This window comes from Winogradskyella pelagia (genome assembly GCF_017581965.1).
Lineage (GTDB): Bacteria > Bacteroidota > Bacteroidia > Flavobacteriales > Flavobacteriaceae > Winogradskyella > Winogradskyella pelagia.
In genome coordinates this window covers 181978-201961 of the sequence record NZ_JAGEVF010000006.1, presented here as the reverse complement: position 1 = coordinate 201961, position 19984 = coordinate 181978, and the positions used below count along the sequence as shown (strand labels likewise).

The 19984-nt window shown below is 35.1% G+C and carries 18 protein-coding genes; 11 read left to right on the top strand and 7 right to left on the bottom strand.

Annotated features, from left to right (window positions below; genetic code table 11):
* Positions 1-11: 11 nt before the first annotated feature.
* The 4 genes from J4050_RS09460 (at position 12) to J4050_RS09445 (ending at position 2430) form a co-directional block, all read left to right on the top strand.
* Positions 12-623, top strand: a complete 612-nt coding sequence (locus J4050_RS09460) for a pyridoxamine 5'-phosphate oxidase family protein (protein ID WP_243878601.1) — start codon at positions 12-14, stop codon at positions 621-623.
* A gap of 137 nt (positions 624-760) precedes the next feature.
* Positions 761-952 (top strand): cold-shock protein, encoded by a 192-nt coding sequence (locus J4050_RS09455; RefSeq protein WP_208154332.1) that lies wholly within the window; start codon positions 761-763, stop codon positions 950-952.
* Positions 953-1097: 145 nt separating this feature from the next.
* On the top strand, positions 1098-1703 hold the full coding sequence (locus J4050_RS09450) for a DUF7486 family protein (RefSeq protein WP_208154331.1): 606 nt from the start codon (positions 1098-1100) through the stop codon (positions 1701-1703).
* 142 nt (positions 1704-1845) lie between these two features.
* Positions 1846-2430 (top strand): fasciclin domain-containing protein, encoded by a 585-nt coding sequence (locus J4050_RS09445; RefSeq protein WP_208154330.1) that lies wholly within the window; start codon positions 1846-1848, stop codon positions 2428-2430.
* A 104-nt stretch (positions 2431-2534) separates the two neighbouring features.
* Here J4050_RS09445 and rlmF read toward each other — a convergent pair whose 3' ends face one another.
* Entirely contained in the window at positions 2535-3407 is an 873-nt protein-coding gene (rlmF, locus tag J4050_RS09440) for a 23S rRNA (adenine(1618)-N(6))-methyltransferase RlmF (protein WP_208154329.1), read from the bottom strand.
* 168 nt (positions 3408-3575) lie between these two features.
* On the opposite strand from rlmF, the gene J4050_RS09435 reads away from it, so the two are divergent.
* Complete coding sequence (locus J4050_RS09435) at positions 3576-4265, top strand: GOLPH3/VPS74 family protein (RefSeq protein WP_208154328.1); 690 nt, start codon at positions 3576-3578, stop codon at positions 4263-4265.
* A 255-nt stretch (positions 4266-4520) separates the two neighbouring features.
* On the opposite strand, the gene J4050_RS09430 is transcribed toward J4050_RS09435, so the two are convergent.
* Complete coding sequence (locus J4050_RS09430; protein WP_208154327.1) at positions 4521-5453, bottom strand: T9SS type A sorting domain-containing protein; 933 nt, start codon at positions 5451-5453, stop codon at positions 4521-4523.
* A gap of 663 nt (positions 5454-6116) precedes the next feature.
* Between J4050_RS09430 and J4050_RS09425 the strand changes: the two genes are divergently transcribed.
* The 5 genes from J4050_RS09425 to J4050_RS09405 are packed head-to-tail and all read left to right on the top strand — an operon-like array spanning position 6117 to position 10785.
* Positions 6117-6335 (top strand): helix-turn-helix domain-containing protein, encoded by a 219-nt coding sequence (locus J4050_RS09425; protein WP_068484751.1) that lies wholly within the window; start codon positions 6117-6119, stop codon positions 6333-6335.
* A gap of 6 nt (positions 6336-6341) precedes the next feature.
* Positions 6342-7451, top strand: a complete 1110-nt coding sequence (locus tag J4050_RS09420) for a DNA cytosine methyltransferase (RefSeq protein WP_208154326.1) — start codon at positions 6342-6344, stop codon at positions 7449-7451.
* Positions 7451-9574 carry a sensor histidine kinase gene (locus tag J4050_RS09415; RefSeq protein WP_208154325.1) on the top strand — a complete coding sequence of 708 codons (2124 nt, stop codon included), beginning with the start codon at positions 7451-7453 and terminating at the stop codon, positions 9572-9574. The genes J4050_RS09420 and J4050_RS09415 overlap by 1 nt, the downstream gene beginning before the upstream one ends.
* Before the next feature lie 6 nt (positions 9575-9580).
* Entirely contained in the window at positions 9581-10177 is a 597-nt protein-coding gene (locus J4050_RS09410) for a response regulator (protein ID WP_208154324.1), read from the top strand.
* Positions 10177-10785, top strand: a complete 609-nt coding sequence (locus J4050_RS09405) for a hypothetical protein (protein ID WP_208154323.1) — start codon at positions 10177-10179, stop codon at positions 10783-10785. Before J4050_RS09410 ends, J4050_RS09405 begins: the two co-directional genes overlap by 1 nt.
* Before the next feature lie 873 nt (positions 10786-11658).
* Here J4050_RS09405 and J4050_RS09400 read toward each other — a convergent pair.
* From J4050_RS09400 to J4050_RS09390, 3 genes are all read right to left on the bottom strand, one after another.
* Positions 11659-12390: a hypothetical protein gene (locus tag J4050_RS09400; RefSeq protein WP_208154322.1), complete on the bottom strand. Its 732-nt coding sequence runs from the start codon at positions 12388-12390 to the stop codon at positions 11659-11661.
* Positions 12391-12494: 104 nt separating this feature from the next.
* Positions 12495-12707 carry a hypothetical protein gene (locus J4050_RS09395; RefSeq protein ID WP_208154321.1) on the bottom strand — a complete coding sequence of 71 codons (213 nt, stop codon included), beginning with the start codon at positions 12705-12707 and terminating at the stop codon, positions 12495-12497.
* 36 nt (positions 12708-12743) lie between these two features.
* Positions 12744-13199, bottom strand: a complete 456-nt coding sequence (locus tag J4050_RS09390; protein ID WP_208154320.1) for a cold-shock protein — start codon at positions 13197-13199, stop codon at positions 12744-12746.
* 378 nt (positions 13200-13577) lie between these two features.
* Between J4050_RS09390 and J4050_RS09385 the strand changes: the two genes are divergently transcribed.
* Positions 13578-13850, top strand: a complete 273-nt coding sequence (locus tag J4050_RS09385) for a hypothetical protein (protein ID WP_208154319.1) — start codon at positions 13578-13580, stop codon at positions 13848-13850.
* An 11-nt stretch (positions 13851-13861) separates the two neighbouring features.
* On the opposite strand, the gene J4050_RS09380 is transcribed toward J4050_RS09385, so the two are convergent.
* Together J4050_RS09380 and J4050_RS09375 are read right to left on the bottom strand one after the other, a co-directional pair.
* Positions 13862-16666, bottom strand: coding sequence for a S9 family peptidase (locus J4050_RS09380; protein WP_208154318.1), 2805 nt, complete (start codon positions 16664-16666; stop codon positions 13862-13864).
* A 10-nt stretch (positions 16667-16676) separates the two neighbouring features.
* A complete protein-coding gene (locus J4050_RS09375; protein ID WP_208154317.1) occupies positions 16677-19967 on the bottom strand; it encodes a VPS10 domain-containing protein in 3291 nt (1096 codons plus the stop codon).
* Between the last annotated feature and the right edge of the window lie 17 nt (positions 19968-19984).

The window sequence follows — 19984 nt, the reverse complement described above, 5'->3', positions numbered from 1 at the left end:
GCACCCACACAATGATTTCCGTCATATGGGTCTTGAGTCAGGATACCTGTTACTTTTTCAGTACTTTTGAACAAAAAGCTATGGAACAACGCTATTTAGAGGACATAAAAGCAGAATTGATTAACGGCTATGCTAAGAAACGCCATCCGTTTCGGTATTTTACATTAGCTACAGTACACAAGAAAGCGCCAAGACAGCGTACGGTAGTACTCAGAAAGCTATTACCCGATTTTAATCTGCTCTTTTTTACAGATTTACGTTCTCAAAAGGTAGAAGACATAAAAAACAATAATACAGTAAGTGCCTTGTTTTATCATCCTAAAAAATTAATTCAAGTAAAAGTTGATGGTAAAGCACAATTTGTAGAAGACAAACATACCTTAAAGACCTATTGGAATAACATTCCAGAACATTCCAGAAAAGACTACATTACGGCGTCAGCACCAGGAACACCTATCGCTAATCCAGATCATACCAGCTACAATTTAGAACAGCATCATTTTTGTGCTATACATATAGTGCCAACGACAATAGAGTATCTTCAATTAAAGCGGCCCAATCATTTACGGCTTAAGTTCTCCAAACAAGAAGGGGGGTGGCAAGACCAGTTTTTAGTACCCTAAAGCACTAAAATTTTAATTAAACGCCACTTCGCGACGTCATTGAATAAGCAATAAATTGAAAATAAAGGATTTAAAAAGGTGTTTATCCAAAAAATAGTCTCACCTTTGCCACTTATAATTTAATATAATAGAATATAATGAGCACAGGAACAGTAAAGTTCTTTAATGAATCTAAAGGATTTGGATTTATCACAGAAGAAGGACAAGACAAAGACCATTTTGTACACATCTCAGGTTTGATCGATGAAGTTCGCGAAGGCGATACCGTTGAGTTTGATTTACAAGAAGGCAAAAAAGGATTAAACGCAGTGAATGTAAAAGTTATCTAATTTATATACTTTCAAGTTTTTAAACCAAGGCCCATCCATTGCGATGGGCTTTTTTTTGTTAAAAAAGTTCTTTACTTATACTGATTAATATCATAAGAATCTTTCTCATTTAGTACTACATTGAAGATTACTAAATCAATTTACTATGAAAGCATTAGTCACCAAAATGAGATTTTGGCTAACTGCTGTTTTATGCTGCAGTTTCGCCATAACCAACGCTCAAATCACAAAGACCAACACGCACAAACCTGAAACCGAACTACATCCTGAAATCTTTTGGGATATAAAGGCTTACAGTCCAGATGCCGAGTTATTACAAGTGGTAGCAATTGCTCAAGATGGTAAGATATACGATGTAAAAGCCATACAATATGCCGAGGACAGCAGTCTTTTAGACGTTAAGGTTCTTAGTAATGGCGAACGTTTGCCCGTAAAATTGATCTTAAATAAAAAAGAAGACCTATTTCCGCTAAACGGAATTGACAAAGCTGGTAACCTTATTTCTATTAAAGCCTTAACAGAAGATGGCAAAAGATTAGATGTTAGAGGTGTTCGCAGAATAGGCAACACTATAGCCATAAGAGCCATAGGGCCAAATGGTTCTCAGTATAGTTTATTGGCCATGGCACCAGATGGCATGGTAAATACTATTAAGGGTCTTAAAATGGCGTCTCAGAATTTAGAAATGGTAATCAACGGTATTGAGGTTTTTGCACATGTTAAGGCGATGTGTGATATAGAACCAAACTAAATAGCAATAAATCGCGGTAACGGTTCGATTAAAATTTAATAAACCCTTCGGCGGTCATATTTATTTTGTTTAATGTTTTGTTAATAATGCTAAACAAAAAAGAGTAATCCTTAACTTTAGCCTATTAACTAATAAATACAAAATGAAAACAATTAAAACATTAAGCATTTTAGCATTAAGTACATTTTTATTTGTAGGATGCGGCGATAAGAAAAAAGACAATACGGAAGAAACTACCGAGGTAGAAGAAGTAATGGAAGTTGAGGAAGTTGTAGAGGAAACACCAAATATTGTCGGTGTAGCATCTGGAAACGATAATTTCTCGACTCTTGTGACTGCTGTAGTTGCTGCCGACTTAGCCGAAACTTTAAGTGGTGAAGGTCCTTTTACTGTTTTTGCTCCAACCAATGACGCTTTTGCAAAATTGCCAGAAGGTACGGTTGAAACCTTATTGCTGCCAGAAAGCAAAGACCAGTTAACAGGTATATTAACCTATCATGTAGTTGCAGGAAAATTTGAAGCAGGTGCTGTGATAGACGCCATTACTAACAATGATGGGAAATTTACAGTAACTACAGTTCAAGGTGGAAGTATTGATTTAAGCCTTAATGATGGTAAAGTGGTATTAACGGATGCTAATGGTGGTTCATCCACTGTTGCTATAGCAGATGTTGCAGCTTCCAATGGCGTTATTCACGCTATTGATACGGTTGTAATGCCAAAATAAAACCTATCTCTTGAGATAAATTTAAAAAGCCACCACAGGCAGTGGTGGCTTTTTGTTTAAATATTTAAAATGAATTTACCTAATTTTCTAATACAGACGTATTATTAGAACTTCCAGGCAAGAATTCTACTTTGTTTATGGCCTTGTGCCATAGGAATCGTTTGGTGTGTGGCCTTTAATTTGGAGAGTTGCTTGTATAGTTTCGGGAGATGTTCTTTTTTGGAGACCAAGGTGGTAAACCATCCTACGCGAGATTTGAAAGCAACACTTTGTTTTATCATTCGTTTGATAAAAAGGGCTTCTCCACCATTACACCATAGCTCATTGGCTTGCCCACCAAAATTTAAAACGATTTCTTTTTTTGTGCGATATGGTGCTTGATCTCCCAGATTACGCAGTTTCCGAAGGGTACCTTTTAAAGCCTCTTCTTCCGAGGCATGAAAGGGTGGATTACACATGGTAAAATGAACATACTCGTTCTCTAGGAGTATGCCTTCAAATATATGAGCATTAGTGGTCTGATGTCTAATCTCTATGGCCTCATTTAAGCCTTTTGTGGCATTGATATTTGCCTTGGCATAGCTAATCGCTGCAGGATTTATGTCGCTCCCAATCATATGCCATTGATAGATACGGTTAGCGAGTATGGGATAAATACAATTGGCTCCAGTGCCAATATCCAATCCTTTTATGTGTGTAGGCAAGCCATCTTGTGCAAGTAAATCCTTCAGGTAATGGATATAGTCTGCTCTACCAGGAATAGGAGGGCAGAGGTAGTTAGGAGGGATGCGCCAATCGTTAAGCCCATAGTGATGCTTTAAAAGTGCTGTATTTAGATGCACTACGGCATTTGTATCGGCAAAATTAATGGTATCAATACCAGCCTTACCCACGTGGACGTATTTAGATAATAGTGGATGGGCTTGTATTAAAGCCTTAAAATCGTAGGGTGCGTGATGATTATTGTTAGGATGCAAAGTGCTTGTTTAATGAACTGTAAAATTACAATATTTATAGGCTAAGGATTTGATCATCCCATAGATTGTTTAAAAACATGTAAATCACCAATAGAATTGTAATTAATACACCTTTAGTGTAACATTTATACGTTTAGACAAACTAACAGATGTATTCAAACCTATATTATGATAGACTTAAACTTGGCAGATAAAATGCTGCTATTGGCATTAGATGATGAAAAGGGAACTTTTGTTTCAGGGCCATTTGCCTTAACCTATGGCTTGGCTGGTGCTATATTATTAGAATTGTCCTTAAAAGAATCTATCAAAATAGTTAACAAAAAAGTGGTTGTAAATAGCTCAGAACGCCTAGATGACGTATTGCTGGAGAGGTATTTAGAACTCTTGAGAACCTCAAAAAAAGAACGCTCGCTTAAATATTGGATAGAAAAGTTGGGCAACAAAGAACGCGCCATTAAAAAAGAAATTCTCGATAAGCTTATTTTAAAGGGAATTTTGGTTAAAAGAGAACAAAAATTTCTCTGGGTATTTAACAATGATAAATTTCCAACCGTTAACGCTAAGCCAGAGCATGTGCTGCGCAAGCGATTATACGAACTCATAGAATCAAATACTAAACCAACATTAGAGGAGCTGATGCTCATTAGTCTTATAGACACTTGTGATTTAAATAAAACCGTTTATGGTAAAGATCGGGCTAAGCGCTGTAAAGACAACATAAAACGTGTTATCGCTGATGCAAAAAATAGCTTGGTTATAAGCACTACCATTAAAGAGGTACACGATGTAATTTTAACCATGCTCGTTGTGGTGATGACATCTTCAATTGCTGCAACAACAGCTGCGAGCAGTTAAATAGTTCTTATATCTCAGATTATGTTAAATACTACTAAAAAGTGCTATTCAAAAAATGGTTTAGATTTACTGTTCGAGACTATTTTAAATCTATAGTTTCTATTTGTTTTAACTATAAATCATCCACCACATAATCCATAATTAAAAGTATAATGTACTTGCGTGGCGCCTGTCTCAAACTTGATTCGGGATAAGGACGGGCTTTATTCGCGAGATATCTATTTTAAGTTACTGAGCTCATGAATCTTGAATGATTTAGTTGACGACTAACTTTCGGGTAATCGTAATATTATTCTCGGTAATCTTCAGGACATACAAACCTTCAGTTAATCTGGAAATATTTAATTCTTCTCCTTGAATTACTGTTGTAAATAGTTTTTCTCCCAGTACATTAAAGACTTCTACATTCTTAGACCCATTGTGTTTGCTTGTAATATAAACACTCTGTGAATTCCTATTAGCAGGATTTGGAAATAGTTTAAAATCTTTAATTATGGATTCATTAATACGGAGAATTTCGTTAAATGAAGAAGATACTAATACGTTGTCAACTAAAACAGTTTCATTAATTTGTGAATTTGATTGGCGAAGGCCAAAAGCGACCATAGTTAAAGGAGTTAATCCATCAGTTCCTAAAATTGAGGGATCACTCTGTGAAGACGCATTAATCCATAATTCTGCAATATCTTCGATTTGGTTGTATCTAACAATAGCATTATAGGTAACTCCAACTGTTAAATCATTTGGCCAAACAGTATCAGCTGCATTAGAACCTGTAGAAATGCCAATAGAGTAATCTCCAGAGGCAGTAGGTGAGACCACATCTATCCTAGCTCGCCATCCTGCCAACATTGCCGTTGCATCAAATAAGTACGCAAAGGTTTCACGATCTGCGCCACCGACCATCGAAATTACATCAGTTACAGTAAAATCCAAACTATAGAAAATGTCTCCAGATACTGAACTAAACGATAGGTTTGTTCCAGCACTAGGGCTCAAACCATCCATGTCAATTAATACTTCTCCAGAAATTACTGGTATTGTATTTGAACTACCATAGGTCGCAGCCCAAGCACCATTCCCGACAAGTGGTCCATCAGGATAAGAAAAATTGTCAAAGGCTAATATTTGTCCGCTGGATAAATTGCAAACCGAAAAATAAAAAAGTAAAATGTAAAGATTTTTCATACTCAAAATACTATAAAAGGTTAGTTATGAGTAAAATAAGAATTATTTATATGTATTCAAAACAGTTTGTTAAAAATAAACTTAAAAAATAAATTCGAGTATTATAATAAATACTGCACTTTTAAAATTAGGAAAATTTCTCATTTTTGGTTTTATAAAAAACATTTGAGTATTTGACAGCGGACATTTGACATAACGGCAAATTATAGGAAAAAATGCTTTTATAGATCTGTGAAGCAAACTGTTTCTAGTTTAATGCCCAAGTACTGCACATTAAAACTATTAATACTAAAGCTTCTGGGATAATTAACATAATATCATTATAGTTGATAAAGTGGTACACTATCATTAAATAACCAACAATAGTATTTGTCCTATAATGTTCTGCGTTATGTAACTTGAGCTTTGGTTAAAAGCGAAAGGTTCTTCTTAAGTTTCCTAAAAAAATTTATTCTTAAAGGTTTCTTCTACGATGTTAATGGAACACTTTTTATGCGACGACGTAGGAGGGAAGCGTAATGTGTGTGGAATGGAAAATCTTATCAAAATATTCAATAGTCAGAACAAATGTTCTTATATTCGGACAATATTTAAATTTAAAGTTTAGAAAGTCGGAATGATATTTCTTATTTTTTAAATTTATAGTCTTAAAAACAGATAAAAATGACTGAATTAGGTTTGTATTTGTCAAGAAAATCAGTAAATCGTTCTGATGTTGCTAGAAAAACTGGGCTAAGTAAAACTAGGTTAAGTGAGTTATCTAATAATAAGAAAACAAAGTTGAAAGTTGATGAACTTTATCTTATTGCTTTAGCATTAGACGTAGACCCTAGTGAAGTAATGAAAGAAATATGTAAAGATTTAAAGCTTGTAAAACTTTAAAAGTAAATGAGCACATTAATAAATAATGAAATACCAGTTGAACTAAATATCAATCAAGATATAAATACTTCTATACTTGGTTGTGATATCTTTAGTGGAGCAGGAGGTATGAGCCTTGGTGCTGAAATGGCTGGTATAAATATTTCCTTTGCTGTTGAAAATGATAAGTATGCAGCAGATACTTTTAGCAATAATCATAAGTCATCTAGAGTAATTGTAGAGGATATTAGAAAAGTCAACCCAACTAAACTAATTTCTAAAAACCCGTTTGTCTTGTTTGGTGGACCACCTTGTCAAGGATTTTCTTTATCAAATACAGTTACGCGAAATGCTCGTAATGAAAAAAATAGCTTATTTGAAGAATTCTTAAGGTTTATTGAAGAATTAGAACCTGAATGGTGTGTTTTTGAAAATGTAGAAGGTTTTAGAAGTTTTCAAAAAGGGAAAGTGGTAGAGGTGCTAAAAAAGCGACTTGAAAATCTGGGTTATACTGTAAATTTTGATGTATTAACTGCCTCAGATTATGGTGTTCCTCAAGATAGAAAGCGGTTTTTTATGGTTGGAAATAAAAATGGGATAAAGTTTAAGTTTCCAGAAGCTTCAATTAATAAGTATACTGTTGCGGATGCAATTTTAGATTTACCAAATTTACAAAATGGAGATTTTATTGAATCTTTACCTTATACAAGTTTAGCCAATAATGAATTTGCAGATAAAATGAGAGTGAATTCTAATTTTTCATTCCAAAATTATGTTTCAAGAAATAAAGATTATGTTTTGGAAAGATACAAGCATATTAAACAAGGACAAAATTGGAAAGCAATTCCAGATGATTTAATGAAAAATTATGCTGATAAAAATAATTGTCATTCGGGTATTTATAAACGACTAGATTCTGAAAAACCATCAGTAGTCATTTCTAACTATAGAAAAAATATGCTAATACACCCTTTTGAAAACAGAGGTTTATCGGTTAGAGAAGCAGCTAGGTTACAGAGCTTTCCTGATACTTTTATTTTTGAAGGAACATTAATGTATATGCAACAGCAAATCGGAAATGCAGTACCTCCGTTACTTGCAAAGGCATTATTTGAACAAATAAACGAAATGAGCTAATGTCGTTAAAAAAGGAGAAATCAATTAAATTTAACTTTGATGTTAGTGCTTATAGACTAATTGGTAGAGAACTTATAACTGATAGGATAACTGCGCTGTTTGAATTAGTTAAAAACGCATATGATGCAAATGCTGAAAATGTTACAGTAGAATTTATTGATATAAATCCTTTAACTCCAAATTCAAAAATAATCATTAAAGATGATGGTATAGGAATGCAATTTTCCGATATCAAAAACAAATGGATGGTTATTGGTACAAGTAGTAAAAGGCGAGAACGGTTATCTCCATTACCACACAAAAGAAAAGTCGCAGGAAAGAAAGGAATAGGTAGATTTGCGGTTGATAAATTAGGAGATAAATTAGTTCTTAAAACACAGAAAAAGAACAGTTCAGATATTTTATGTTTAGAAACAGATTGGTCATATTATTCTAAACTTGAGGATTCTCAATTAAAATTAAATTTCGAAGATGATAAACCTTTTTTTACCGATGTTGAAAACAAATATTGGTATGATATTGGTGAAAATGAAAAGCAAGGTACAACTCTAGAGATATCTCAAGTAAATGAGATATGGACTGAAAATGATATTAGCAGAGCATTTAAAGAACTATCTAAATTAGTGCCTCCGAATTCATCTATTTCTAGTAAATACCCTTTTAATATTACAATAAAGTCTCCTTATACAGAATTTGATGATATTAAGGTAAAAACTCAATTAATAGATTTCGCTACCAAAAAAATTGAGTTGACATTTGACAAGAAGAATAAAATTCAAGAAATATTACAGTATAAAAAAGGAAGCCTAAGTAAAATAAATGTTCCAGTAAGACCTTGTGGATTTTTAAAATTGACACTTTATTATTTTGACCAACCAGCAAAGAGTAAATATAAAAAGCATTTCAATTCAGAAATTGACGGAATAAAAATATATAGAGATGGTATTATTACCACTCCATTTGCTGAATATGTAGCTGACCAAAACAAACAAAAAGATATACTTGGAATCGATAAAAGAAGATGGTCTGGTTTTTTTGATAGATTTGGCACTAGGGATTTACTTGGTTACGTAGAAATAACCGATGAAAATAATCCTGAAATAATAGAATCTACCAATCGACAAGGTTTTGTTGAAAATGAAGCTTGGGAGGAATTAAGAAAGTTTATCATTGAGCAAATAGTCCAATTAGAGTCTTATTTTAAAAATGTAAAAAAAGTAGAGCGAGAAAATACCAAGTCAAGTTTAGGAGCCGCAAATCAAGACCTAAAAACACTTAAAAAAGAAATTGCATCAGTAAAAAAAGAAGCTTCCCCAAAAGTACAAGCTAAACTTAGAAGTATAGAGGCAAATTTAGGAAAGATACAAGGTAGTGTTACAAAAAGTATTAAAGATTACTCTAAGCTAGAAAAAGAAAGTAAACAGCAGGAAAACTTGTTTATGAGTTTAGTATCATTACAAACTTATGCTGCTATGTTTTCACATATGACAAAACATACTTTAGGCCATATTTTAACAGGTGCAGAGTACTTTTATAATAATTACCCTAATCCAAAATTAGAAGATAGATTTATTAGTATTTCAAAGAGTATTTATAAAGAAATGTTGAAACTAAGAAAAGGTGTAGACTTTATGCTTAAATATGCCAAATCTGATACTGAACTGGAAGAAATAAATTTAAAGGAATTAATACTAAATCTTTTTGATAATATTTATTACGATAGACTGAATGAACAAGGTATTAAAACAATAGTAGAGATAAAAGATAATTTAATTCTGAATTATAATAGAAAAGCAATTGAGGATATTTTTGACAATCTAATATCCAATTCAATTAAAGCATTGAAAGATAATAAAGAGAAAATTATAAAATGTAGTAGTTTGACATCGAAGAATGAAGTCACTATTCTTTTTTCAGATAATGGAATAGGAATAAAAGAAAAAGATAAACACCGAATTTTTGATATTTTTTTCACAGATACAGCAGAAGAGGGTGGTGCTGGAATGGGTCTTTATATGGTTAAGACAAGAGTTGAGGCTATGCAAGGAAGTATTGAAGTGGTAGATAATGAATTTAAACCTACAGGCGCAACATTTAATATCACTTTACCTTTTAAAAAATAATTATCAATGGAAGTAACTTTTGTAATAATAGATGATAATAAGGAGATTGAGGAGCATCCTTTATTATTTACTTTAGAGGATAAATTTAAAAATGTTAAGTTTTTTTCAAATCCACAGGAAGGTTTAAATTTTATTAAAAGCAACTTAGAGATAAATTTAATAGTTCTTTTAGACATTGAATTTTCTAAAGATGATATTTTAGATGGTCACGATTTATTGAAAGAAATTTATTCTAGTTCATCATTAGTTCCTGTTATTCTTTGGAGTGGTATTAATCAAGCAAATGAAGAGTTTAGTGATTTTATTAATAATAGAGCTTTTGGATTTTTAAGTAAAGATTGTTCTATAGCTGAAGCTATGGAAATAGTAGATAAAGCATATTTGTTTTTAGAAAAAAGTATAGAAAATTCAATTGAAGACTGGATAATTGAAAGCCCTGAAGATAAAGATAAGCCGATTTATTTTTCTACGGAAGGTGATGCTTATTCATTAAATGACATTCTATCTGAAGTTCGGAACCAAACAGAAATAGGCAAGGATTTTGCTCAGAGACTAAATGCTCTTACAATTGATTTATTATTGAGAGGTAAAGAGAAGTTATAATGGCTGATACTTTACTTATTACTGATGAAAATGACGTCAGAGCCGGTTTCTTTTTCAATATATGTAAAGAAGTGATTGAAGAGTATTTTACTTCAAGCCACATTCAATTTTCATCCTTGACTAGTCCACAAATACATCATACTGGTATTGCTGCATTTGCTAACCCTAAAGAAAGGTTTATTATTGGGGCATTTTCACACGGAAGTTCTGTTGCATTAACCAGGGGAAATCAAGATTATATTTCAACTAATTTGAATGGTGTAGCTCTTACAGGTGGATTCATTTATACATTTGCTTGTAGTTCAGGATTGACATTAGGAGCAGACTTAATAAATGATAATGGTGTTCTTTGTTATATTGGATATAAAAAGAAGATTTGGATTTGGAATAATGAGCATTTGGGAGCTTTTGTAAGTTCTGCTACTATTGGTTTTATAGAATTTTTTAATGGACAAACTTCATTTGAAATAATTGAACTTATCAAAGAGAAGATTAACGAAGAAATAGATAGAATTTATAAATTAAATTATGCAGTTGCTGCAGATTTAAAAAGAAATAGAGATGCCTTGATTTTACACGGAATAGATGTATCAATTCAAGACTTTTGACCTTTTCATATTATGTAAAATAGAATCTCGATGCCAAAGCTGGCCTCATAAAATTTTGGCTAAAACAATAGGAGAAATGAGCGTGTATATTTTAGGGTTTTAGTAAGTTAGTTTCTTAAGAGTTGGAATTATACAAGGGATTTCAAAGCAGTCTTAACAAGTTACAATGTTTCCTAAAATATAGCGAATGAACCGTAAATTGTTTCCAAAATTATATGCAGCCTTGAATTTTTGTTTCTTTTGTTTCAAGACAAAAGATAATGAAACACAAAAAAAAGGATTAATTGGAGTTCTAAATATAACAAGTGCATAGAAATTATCTCGCAGAGTAATTTTATGCTCTTGTGGCAAATTGACGAGAATCGCTTAAAATTTTTTGGGACGTATATTTTATCGAATACACGATTTTTAGAACATATCAAAAAGTGAAGGTTTTATAATGCGCTGGCAAGCGGCTGGAAGTTATTCGCTAGATTTCTATTGTTTTAATAAAGAGCTCATGAATGCTGCGCATTTGAGTTTACAAAACAATCGAGCGTTTGGATACGCAATTATTATTAAAAGTTAATTTGGTGGAATAGTTTCAAACCCACAATTAGCCTGTACATAATCATTAGCGTTATAGAACACTGCGTGTCTCTAGAACTATGATTATGTCAAATATCGCCCAAAAGCGCTATTACGCTAATCGTTACAAAATGTACTATAATTTATATTATGTAAAATAAAATTATTCAAGATATCTTTACCTTTCGCTCTATATCTTCTATCCATCATCCCAAGGATAATGTCTTTCAGATAGTTTGTAAAATAGAATTATATAGGATGTACAATAGCATTGGCACACTAAGACTAGGTTCCTGCCTTTTGCACTTACAACGTTTTATTAAGTAAGGCCTCTAATCTTGTAATAAATTCTTGGTTACGCTCTTTAAAGACATCAACTTCATAATAATAACTGTCTAGTAAAATTAATTCGTAATATGTCGCACGGTTGCGATAATCATCACTTTTATAAAAATAGTCTAAACAATCGTCTGGGCAGTTACCACGGCCAGATAAATCGGCAAACCATGAAAAATTCTCTTGCCAATACTGTAAGGTGGTTTTCGTAAACTCTATAACCGTGTTTTCATGAAATTCAGAGGTTTTTAAGGCTTCGATATAATGAAATTCTATTTCGTTAAGTAGATCTAACAGTTCACCTTCGGCTAGGGTTTTATTGGTTATAATCTTGGGAATTCGGTCTGATAGCGTTGGTAAAATAGCTCCAGTGACAAAACTGGGACATTGCTGACATGTTATTGGTATGGGCTCTTCTTTTTTAGTGAGTCGCAATATGGTATCTGCAACCTTGCTGGCAGCATCCCAGTCTACCAAAACGCTATCTATTTCCCTAACATCCTTCTGCATTTGCGTTAACACCATCCGCCCTGTCTGTTGGGTCTGTGCGTTAAGATTACGGTCTTCGCTCATACGGTTTACCCATAAAGCGATTAATATACCTATGACCACGAGTATGGTTTCACCCAAGGCATATAATAAATAACGTCCGAATTTTTGTTTAGATAGCATATTATAGCGAAAGGCATTAAATAGTCGCATATGTATTTGTTATACTATAACCGATAGTCGAGCTAAAATACTGTTTTGTAGGCAAATTATAGTAAAGCGTAACGAAAAAGTGCTTAAGACAATACTAGTAAAAGTTATGCATCTTCTTGGCGTCCTGCTTTAATAAGACTAATAATGCCAATAACTACAAGTGCTATCCCTAAAGTGCCACCACTAACCCACTGCCAAAGCGGCTCTTCTAGATGTTTCCAGTGGCTGGCTTCTATGGCCAAGGACAAACCACTTCCTATTAAAATAACACCGGTTGTACCTTGTAACCACCACAACTGTTTAGGTTTTAAGGCCATATAAAACTTAAGAATTACAATTACAGATTAATGAGCTTATTTAAGCTTCACCTTAACAGCGTCCATACCTCGTTTACCCTTGGCGAGTTCAAAGGTTACTTTATCGTTTTCAGCGATATCATCTTCGAGATTACTAACATGTGTAAAATGCTTTTCGTTGGTTTCCATATCAATAATAAAACCAAAACCTTTAGAGGAATCGTAGAAAGAGACCTTTCCTTGACGTACTGGATCAAACTCCTCGTCACTATCTTCTTTTTTAGGAATACTTACTTCAATATTTTCGGCCTCTACCTTTACTTTATTAGTTGGGTCTGGCGGTGTATCAGTAAGGTTACCGTTATAATCAACATACGCCAACGGAATACCTGAGGTACCATTGGCTTCTTTTTCAGCTTTGCGCGCCTCCATTTTTTTGCGTTTGTCTTCGCGTTTTTTTAATCGTTTTTTTTCTTTTTCTGATTTGTTAAAGGTCTGTTGAGATCTACCCATGTATAAATATTAAATTAATCTTTTGTTCTAATACCTTGAAAAGAAGAGATTTAACTAAACCGAAACTGCGTGATGCTGCAAATGAATAACTAAAACCATGTGGACTATTGCGTAGTCCAATCAACCTAGGGTCGTCCTTTGGAAGGCGGCCTAAAGATATTGATAAATGCTCACTTTATGCCTATTTTAAGACACTAATTTATAAAACATATCAACAGGTTTCACCTGTTAAGTGACTATGATTTTTGCATAGTTCTGCATCTTGCAGTAAAAATGTTACCGATAATCTTTTTTAATTTGAAGGAAGCTATTTCACTTCTTAATTTAGTACAACTTCCCTCCTAGAGCTTCCCTCATTTAATTTAACACCTACTTATTATGGACAAGAATCTATCCTTATTTACACAAATTAACAGCCTATCGTATTGGCTTTTGAATGAAACCCATTTTAAAAGTTCCGTATCCCTAGATGCTAGTGATGACAGCTTTTTTATATCTATAAAAAATGGCGCTGAATCTATCTACAAGCATCATATTGAAGACTTTAGCAAAAAAGATAAGCGATTTCTTCGTTTTGAGCTATCATCAATCGTCATGCATTTGTTAGAAATTAAAAAAACGGTACAAGAATCGACTCCTAAGGTGTCTTAAAAGTACGTTTTTTAGTCTTTATCGCTATTAAGCAACTCATAGCCTTGATTGATGCCTTTTTCTAAGGCTGGTACGCCGCGCTTCATCCAAACAGGTTTTGCTGCGCCTTTAAGGTAATGGTCAAAGAATTGCGACATTCTAATATTGAAATCTATTCTATTTTGCATTTTTAAAGGCCAATGTGGCTCGTCGTTATAGTTGAGAAACCACGACGGTTTTCCCAATCGTCTTAAACTTACAAAAAGCTCAATACCTTGGTACCAAGGTACATGACCATCAGCATCGTTGTGCATAACCAATAATGGTGTGTTAATTTTATCAATATTGAAAATAGGCGAATTTTCTACATAGCGCTGAGGGTATTCCCATGGTGTCCCTCCTATCCTACTCTGGGTGTGTTCGTATTGAAACTGGCGGCTCAGTCCTGTCCACCAACGTATACCACCATAAGCACTGATCATATTAGGTACCGGAGCACCAGATTCGGCAGCCTTAAAAATATCGGTTTTAGTAACCAAATAGGCAATTTGATAGCCGCCCCAACTATGGCCTTGTACGCCAATATTATCTTTATCTATAAAGCCTTTATCAATGAGTGCTGTAATACCTGGAATTACACAATTAAGGGCGCTTTCCCCAGGATAGCCATCGCGATAGTAGACATCTGGGTTAAAGATAACGTAACCACGACTGGCGTAAAAGGGATAATTAATCGTACTACGACCATAAGAAGGTGCGCGGTGACGATATAATCCATCAGAACTTTTCTCATAGAAGTTCACAATCATAGGATATTTTTTGTTCGGATCGAAATTCTCTGGCTTAATGAGCATACCGCGTAAAGGCTTGCCGTCTAGTGACACCCATTCTACCATTTCTGCCGTTCCCCAATTGTAATCCTTCTGCTGTGGATTAGCATCTGTAATTTGTTTTGGTGATTTAAATGAACGGTTTGTGCTCCATAAATTAGGAAATTGTGTAAAGGATTGTCTTGTGAACAGGAGTCGTTCTTTTTTATCCTCTTGTGCTAGCATTGGTCTTCCATAACTAAATGGACCATCAATAATCTGTTTTACCTGTCCATTCTTAGGGTTGTAATTGGCAAAACCACCATGCTTATTATCCTCATTGAAGGTGCTTAACAACCAATTCTCTGTATTTGAAATGGAACGTTCGTCTTCATCTAGGCGCAAATAACGATAGCGCAATTTATTTTTTCGTCCCTTTGTTAGATTTTCCGATGTGCCAGTTTCTGGGTCAAAGGCCCAGATATCATAGCGATCATAAATAAGAAACTTTTCGTCGTTTTCAGTCCAGCCTGCATCGCCATAACTGTAAGGGTCATCCGGGTAGTCGTGCAACTCATTATAAAACTGACGCCCCTTTGTTAGGGCTTTATAGTTTAAGGTTTTAAGGTTATAGGTATACCAAGTACTATCTTTTCTGCTGTAGCCATAAAGGTATTTTCCCTTTGGACTTAAGGACGATCCACCGTAAACTTTGGTGCCTAAATCAACACGTTCTCCAGTCCTTAAATTAACTCGTTGCATATCCATTGGTCGCTGTGCCGTCCATTGGCTTTGCAGTAAATAAGGTGTTTGATTTCCCACTAAGGCATATTCACTATTACCTTCATCGGCATATCGGGCAAGGTCATAGTCTAAATCGGCAATAGGAACCATCTTGTCATTTTCAAAATCGAAAAGTGATAAATAGGCTTTTTTCTTATCGTCTTTAACATCTAATTCTTGTACGGTGTATAACCTTGGTTCGTCATAGGTCCAAACTTCAACATTGACAATCTCCTCATCGAGCAAGGTGGTATCTTGTACGATGGGTGTCGTTCTTAAGCCAAAAAATAAGCGTTTCTCATTTTTAGAGAATCGTAAATTTTCATCCGAAGACACCAATAGTTTTGAGGCATTATCCTCAGAAGCTACTATGCGGCTTGCTTTAGATTCTCCTTGACGCCATGCATAAAGACTAGGCTTTTTAATTAGACTTTTGGTAGAATCGGCATCAACTACAAACCCGATGCGTTCGCCGCTTTCGGAAATGGCCAATTGCGGATATTTTGTTTTATGGTGACTAGCCAGAAGCAGGGTTTTCTCTGCTTTGTCAACATTGTAGTGGTAAACACCACCACCAATACTATCTACCTCACCAGATGTAGCATAAACAAGATGCTTACCTTCTTTAGCCAAAGTATAGCTGTGTACATATTTCAAGGTATCTTCAGCACCGTTTGCTAGTTGTCGTATTACCAAATGGAAACCGTTGTCCTTTGATACCTTTTTAAGTTTTGTTTTCGTTTTTGTAGTGTCCTTTTCCTTTGTTTTGGCAGTATCCTTTTGCTTTTTTATAGGCTCCAATATATAAGCCACAACACCAGACCATTTTTCGGGCATTTTATAGGACTTTACATTAGGGATTTTCGTTAAGCCCTTAGATTCAATATCATAAATAATGAGGGTGTCCTTGGGTAAATCCTTCTTTTTAACTTTACGGCGTTTCATTTCCCTAATACTGTCCTTAAAGGCGTTCGCCGTAAATACAACATGCTTTGAATCATAGGAAAATTGACCGCCTTGACTGCGTTGGTAAGACATTATCTTACTACCATTTATTTTTTGAAGATGAAGCGTTTGGTCTTGCTCTTCAGGTCCAAGCTCATACAGCATATGGTCTCCAGAATTGGAAATATTCACATTTCTAATGCGATTCCAGAGGGCTTTATCCTCGTTTTGCATCACTTTTTTCTGCGCTATAGTGGTGCCAAAAAGGCACAAAAAGCATATTAGAATTACTAATCTCATTGTGTTCATTTTAATTTTGGTTTTCGTATCCACGTCCTGGTGTGTATGGTGCGCCAGAATTAATTAATTTTTGCTCTAAGGTCTTAAGGTCTTCGTTGAAAATGCGCTCCATTTTAGATTTAATGGCCATTACGTCTTGTTTTGCAATAGCATAACTGTCTCTATGGGTTTGCGTTGGTGTTGCCGTGGAGTATTTCTGTTCATAGCCAATGCTTCCTAAGCGACTAGCAGGTGAGGGTGGTTGGTCCATATCTAAACGTCGTTTTACAGGGTCGCCATACATGGCCAACTGTACCTCCTTTAACTGCTTTTCTATAGCCATCACTTCTTTAGTAAGTGGACCTAAAGGTTGTTCTGCACGCTTAATGGAAGCTTTGATGTAGCGCAGTTTAGTTCTAGACTCAGACATTAAATTTTGGGCAATACCAAAATCTGCTTGAAGTTTGGCCAAGTTTTTTTGAAAGGCTACTTTTTCTGCTCGATTCTCAGCTGGCATCTCTACATTATCAAGTGCTTTAACTTCAAAGCTTAAAGTATCTGTCAATGTAATAAGTTGTCCTTGCCTCATCAGAGCCATATCTACACTATAGATTCCAGGAGCAACTAAGGTGCCTTCATCACTACCTCCAAAGGGATTATAAAACGATGGTGTACTCAAATCAATTGGGTCTTGTAGTGTGTACCTCAAATCCCAATGGAAACGCTGCACCCCTTTTTTGGCAGACTTAAACACTTTTTTAACCACCGCACCATTAGCATCTTTAATAGTAAAGACTAATTCATCCTTCATTTCATCAGACTCGGCCTTTAAATTGTCATAGCTTGGATACGGTGTATCCTCACCTGCTTCAATGCGTTCTTTTTCTTCCTTTTGGCGATTACTTTTTAGTGACTTGTAATCCTCATTATAATAATAGGTTATTAGTGCTTCTGGACCCAAGTTTGGTGCGGTATAAAAATTATCACCTTGAAAGGACTTTCCTGGAAGTCCTAATGGACTGCTCTTTTCCCACATTAATGCTGTTCTTATTGGAAATATCTTAGCCGCTTCGTCAGGTGGTTTATTTTCAATAGCTCTCAATGGCGAATAGTCGTCCATAACATAAAACCCACGACCAAAAGTGCCTAAGACCAAATCGTTTTCACGTTCTTGAATAGCGATATCCCTAACTGCAATTGTTGGTAGACCAGCCTTAAGCTGTTTCCAATGTTGGCCTTGGTCTGGCGAAAAGAAAGCGCCAAATTCAGTACCAACAAAAAGAAGATCCTTATCCACGTGGTCTTCCTCAATGGCGTAAACACTGCCGCGATCAGGAAGATTAGACTGAATGGCTTTCCAACTTTTTCCTTTATCGGAAGATTTAAAAATATAGGGTTTAAAATCTCCAAATTTGTGATGGTTGAACGCCACGTATATTACGTTTTCATCATGTTTTGATAAAAACACGCTATTGACATAAGATTGATTCGGTGCTCCTGGCACATTCGAAATCTTTTGCCAATTTGTGCCGCCGTCTTCAGATATGTGGATTAATCCATCATCGGTACCTGCTGCTAAAAGATTTTTATTTAAAGGAGATTCTGAGAACGCAACGACGCTACCATATTGTGATGTAGAGCCATTTTTCATAACGGCATCAATACTTACCACACGGTCGTAAACCTTTAATGCATTTCTATCAATTTGTTGTGAAAGGTCTTCACTGATAACCTGCCAGCTATTACCATAATCATCGGACTTAAACACTTTATTTGCCGAAAAATATAAGCGTCCAGGAACATGTCTGCTCACTACAAGTGGTGCATCCCAATTAAATCTATACGCATTCTCTCCTTTTCGTGCTTTTGGTTTAATACCTACTTTCTCACCGCTCTTCTTATCAAAACGCACTAATCCGCCATATTGGGATTGGGCATATACTATATTTGGGTTGTTAGGGTCTATTTGTGATTCAAAACCATCACCACCATTGGTGATAAACCATTCTGAATTTCTAATGCCATGTTCCGTTAATACACGCGATGGTCCTCCTAAACTAAAGTTGTCTTGTGTTCCGCCGTAAATATTGTAGAACGGGACATCATTATCCACGGCAACTTTATAAAACTGGGTTACGGGTAAGTTCTTTTTAAAATCCCATGTTTTTGCGGCATCAAAGGTTTCGTAGATACCGCCGTCGCAACCAACAATCCAGTGTTGGTTATTGGTTGGATCTATATACATGCAATGGTTGTCAACATGTTTGGTATCCTCACCTACCATATTAAAGGTTTTACCGCCATCGTGGGTTACGGACATCCAGGTATCCATAGAATAAACCGTATGTTCATCTATAGGATCCGCTATAATCTCTTGGTAATAATTACCGCTAGTAACATGAGAGCTACGCTTCTCCCAGCTAGCTCCTCTATTGGTAGACGCATAGAAACCTCCTTTTCCGTTAGCTGCTTCAACAATAGCGTAGATAATTTCTGGATTAGCTGGTGATATGGCAAGTCCAATTCTTCCCAACTCCTCATTGGGTAAACCACTTTCTAATTTAGTCCATGTTTTGCCACCATCTGTAGTTTTATGCATTCCAGAACCAGGTCCACCTCCTACATAGGTATAAACATGTCGTCGTCGTTGCAAGGTTGAAATATAAAGCACATTGGAATCTCTTGGATCCATAACAACATCATTAACACCAGTATGCTCATCTACATCCACTATAGATGTCCACGTTTCCCCGCCGTCTTCTGTTTTATACAACCCTCTATCACCGCCTTTACTCCATAACGGCCCAATAGCGGCCACATATACAACATTTGAATTCTCAGGATGGACTATAATTTTACCAATATGCTCGGAATTTTTTAAACCCATGTGGTTCCAAGATTTACCACCATCCATAGACTTATATATACCATCACCATAGGCTACCGAACGTTGGTTGTTATTTTCTCCTGTGCCTACCCATATCACGTTTGCATTATTTGGATCTATAGTCACACAACCGATGGAATAAGACCCTTGACTATCGAAAATAGGTGCGTAAGTCACACCAGCATTGCTAGTTTTCCATACACCGCCCGAAGATGTGGCTACGTAATACTCAAAAGGGTTGTTCGGATTTACGGCAAAATCTGAAATACGTCCAGAAGTCATGGCGGGGCCAACATTACGCCATTTAAGACCAGAAATAGAGATTTCCTCTAAAGGTGTTTTGTTATCCGTATTCTTTTTTGATTTTTTTTGAGCATCACAAACTTGGCCTAAGCTCAAAAAAAGAGCCAAGCATAAAAGGAATATATGTTTCATTGGTATATAATGTGAAA

What these genes read in the sequence shown, in the direction of transcription:
- J4050_RS09460 (WP_243878601.1), top strand. Translation starts at nt 12, where the DNA reads ATGATTTCCGTCATATGGGTCTTGAGTCAGGATACCTGTTACTTTTTC.
- J4050_RS09455 (WP_208154332.1), top strand. Translation starts at nt 761, where the DNA reads ATGAGCACAGGAACAGTAAAGTTCTTTAATGAATCTAAAGGATTTGGA.
- J4050_RS09450 (WP_208154331.1), top strand. Translation starts at nt 1,098, where the DNA reads ATGAAAGCATTAGTCACCAAAATGAGATTTTGGCTAACTGCTGTTTTA.
- J4050_RS09445 (WP_208154330.1), top strand. Translation starts at nt 1,846, where the DNA reads ATGAAAACAATTAAAACATTAAGCATTTTAGCATTAAGTACATTTTTA.
- J4050_RS09435 (WP_208154328.1), top strand. Translation starts at nt 3,576, where the DNA reads ATGATAGACTTAAACTTGGCAGATAAAATGCTGCTATTGGCATTAGAT.
- J4050_RS09430 (WP_208154327.1), bottom strand. Translation starts at nt 5,453, where the DNA reads ATGAAAAATCTTTACATTTTACTTTTTTATTTTTCGGTTTGCAATTTA.
- J4050_RS09425 (WP_068484751.1), top strand. Translation starts at nt 6,117, where the DNA reads ATGACTGAATTAGGTTTGTATTTGTCAAGAAAATCAGTAAATCGTTCT.
- J4050_RS09420 (WP_208154326.1), top strand. Translation starts at nt 6,342, where the DNA reads ATGAGCACATTAATAAATAATGAAATACCAGTTGAACTAAATATCAAT.
- J4050_RS09415 (WP_208154325.1), top strand. Translation starts at nt 7,451, where the DNA reads ATGTCGTTAAAAAAGGAGAAATCAATTAAATTTAACTTTGATGTTAGT.
- J4050_RS09410 (WP_208154324.1), top strand. Translation starts at nt 9,581, where the DNA reads ATGGAAGTAACTTTTGTAATAATAGATGATAATAAGGAGATTGAGGAG.
- J4050_RS09405 (WP_208154323.1), top strand. Translation starts at nt 10,177, where the DNA reads ATGGCTGATACTTTACTTATTACTGATGAAAATGACGTCAGAGCCGGT.
- J4050_RS09400 (WP_208154322.1), bottom strand. Translation starts at nt 12,390, where the DNA reads ATGCGACTATTTAATGCCTTTCGCTATAATATGCTATCTAAACAAAAA.
- J4050_RS09395 (WP_208154321.1), bottom strand. Translation starts at nt 12,707, where the DNA reads ATGGCCTTAAAACCTAAACAGTTGTGGTGGTTACAAGGTACAACCGGT.
- J4050_RS09390 (WP_208154320.1), bottom strand. Translation starts at nt 13,199, where the DNA reads ATGGGTAGATCTCAACAGACCTTTAACAAATCAGAAAAAGAAAAAAAA.
- J4050_RS09385 (WP_208154319.1), top strand. Translation starts at nt 13,578, where the DNA reads ATGGACAAGAATCTATCCTTATTTACACAAATTAACAGCCTATCGTAT.
- J4050_RS09380 (WP_208154318.1), bottom strand. Translation starts at nt 16,666, where the DNA reads ATGAGATTAGTAATTCTAATATGCTTTTTGTGCCTTTTTGGCACCACT.
- J4050_RS09375 (WP_208154317.1), bottom strand. Translation starts at nt 19,967, where the DNA reads ATGAAACATATATTCCTTTTATGCTTGGCTCTTTTTTTGAGCTTAGGC.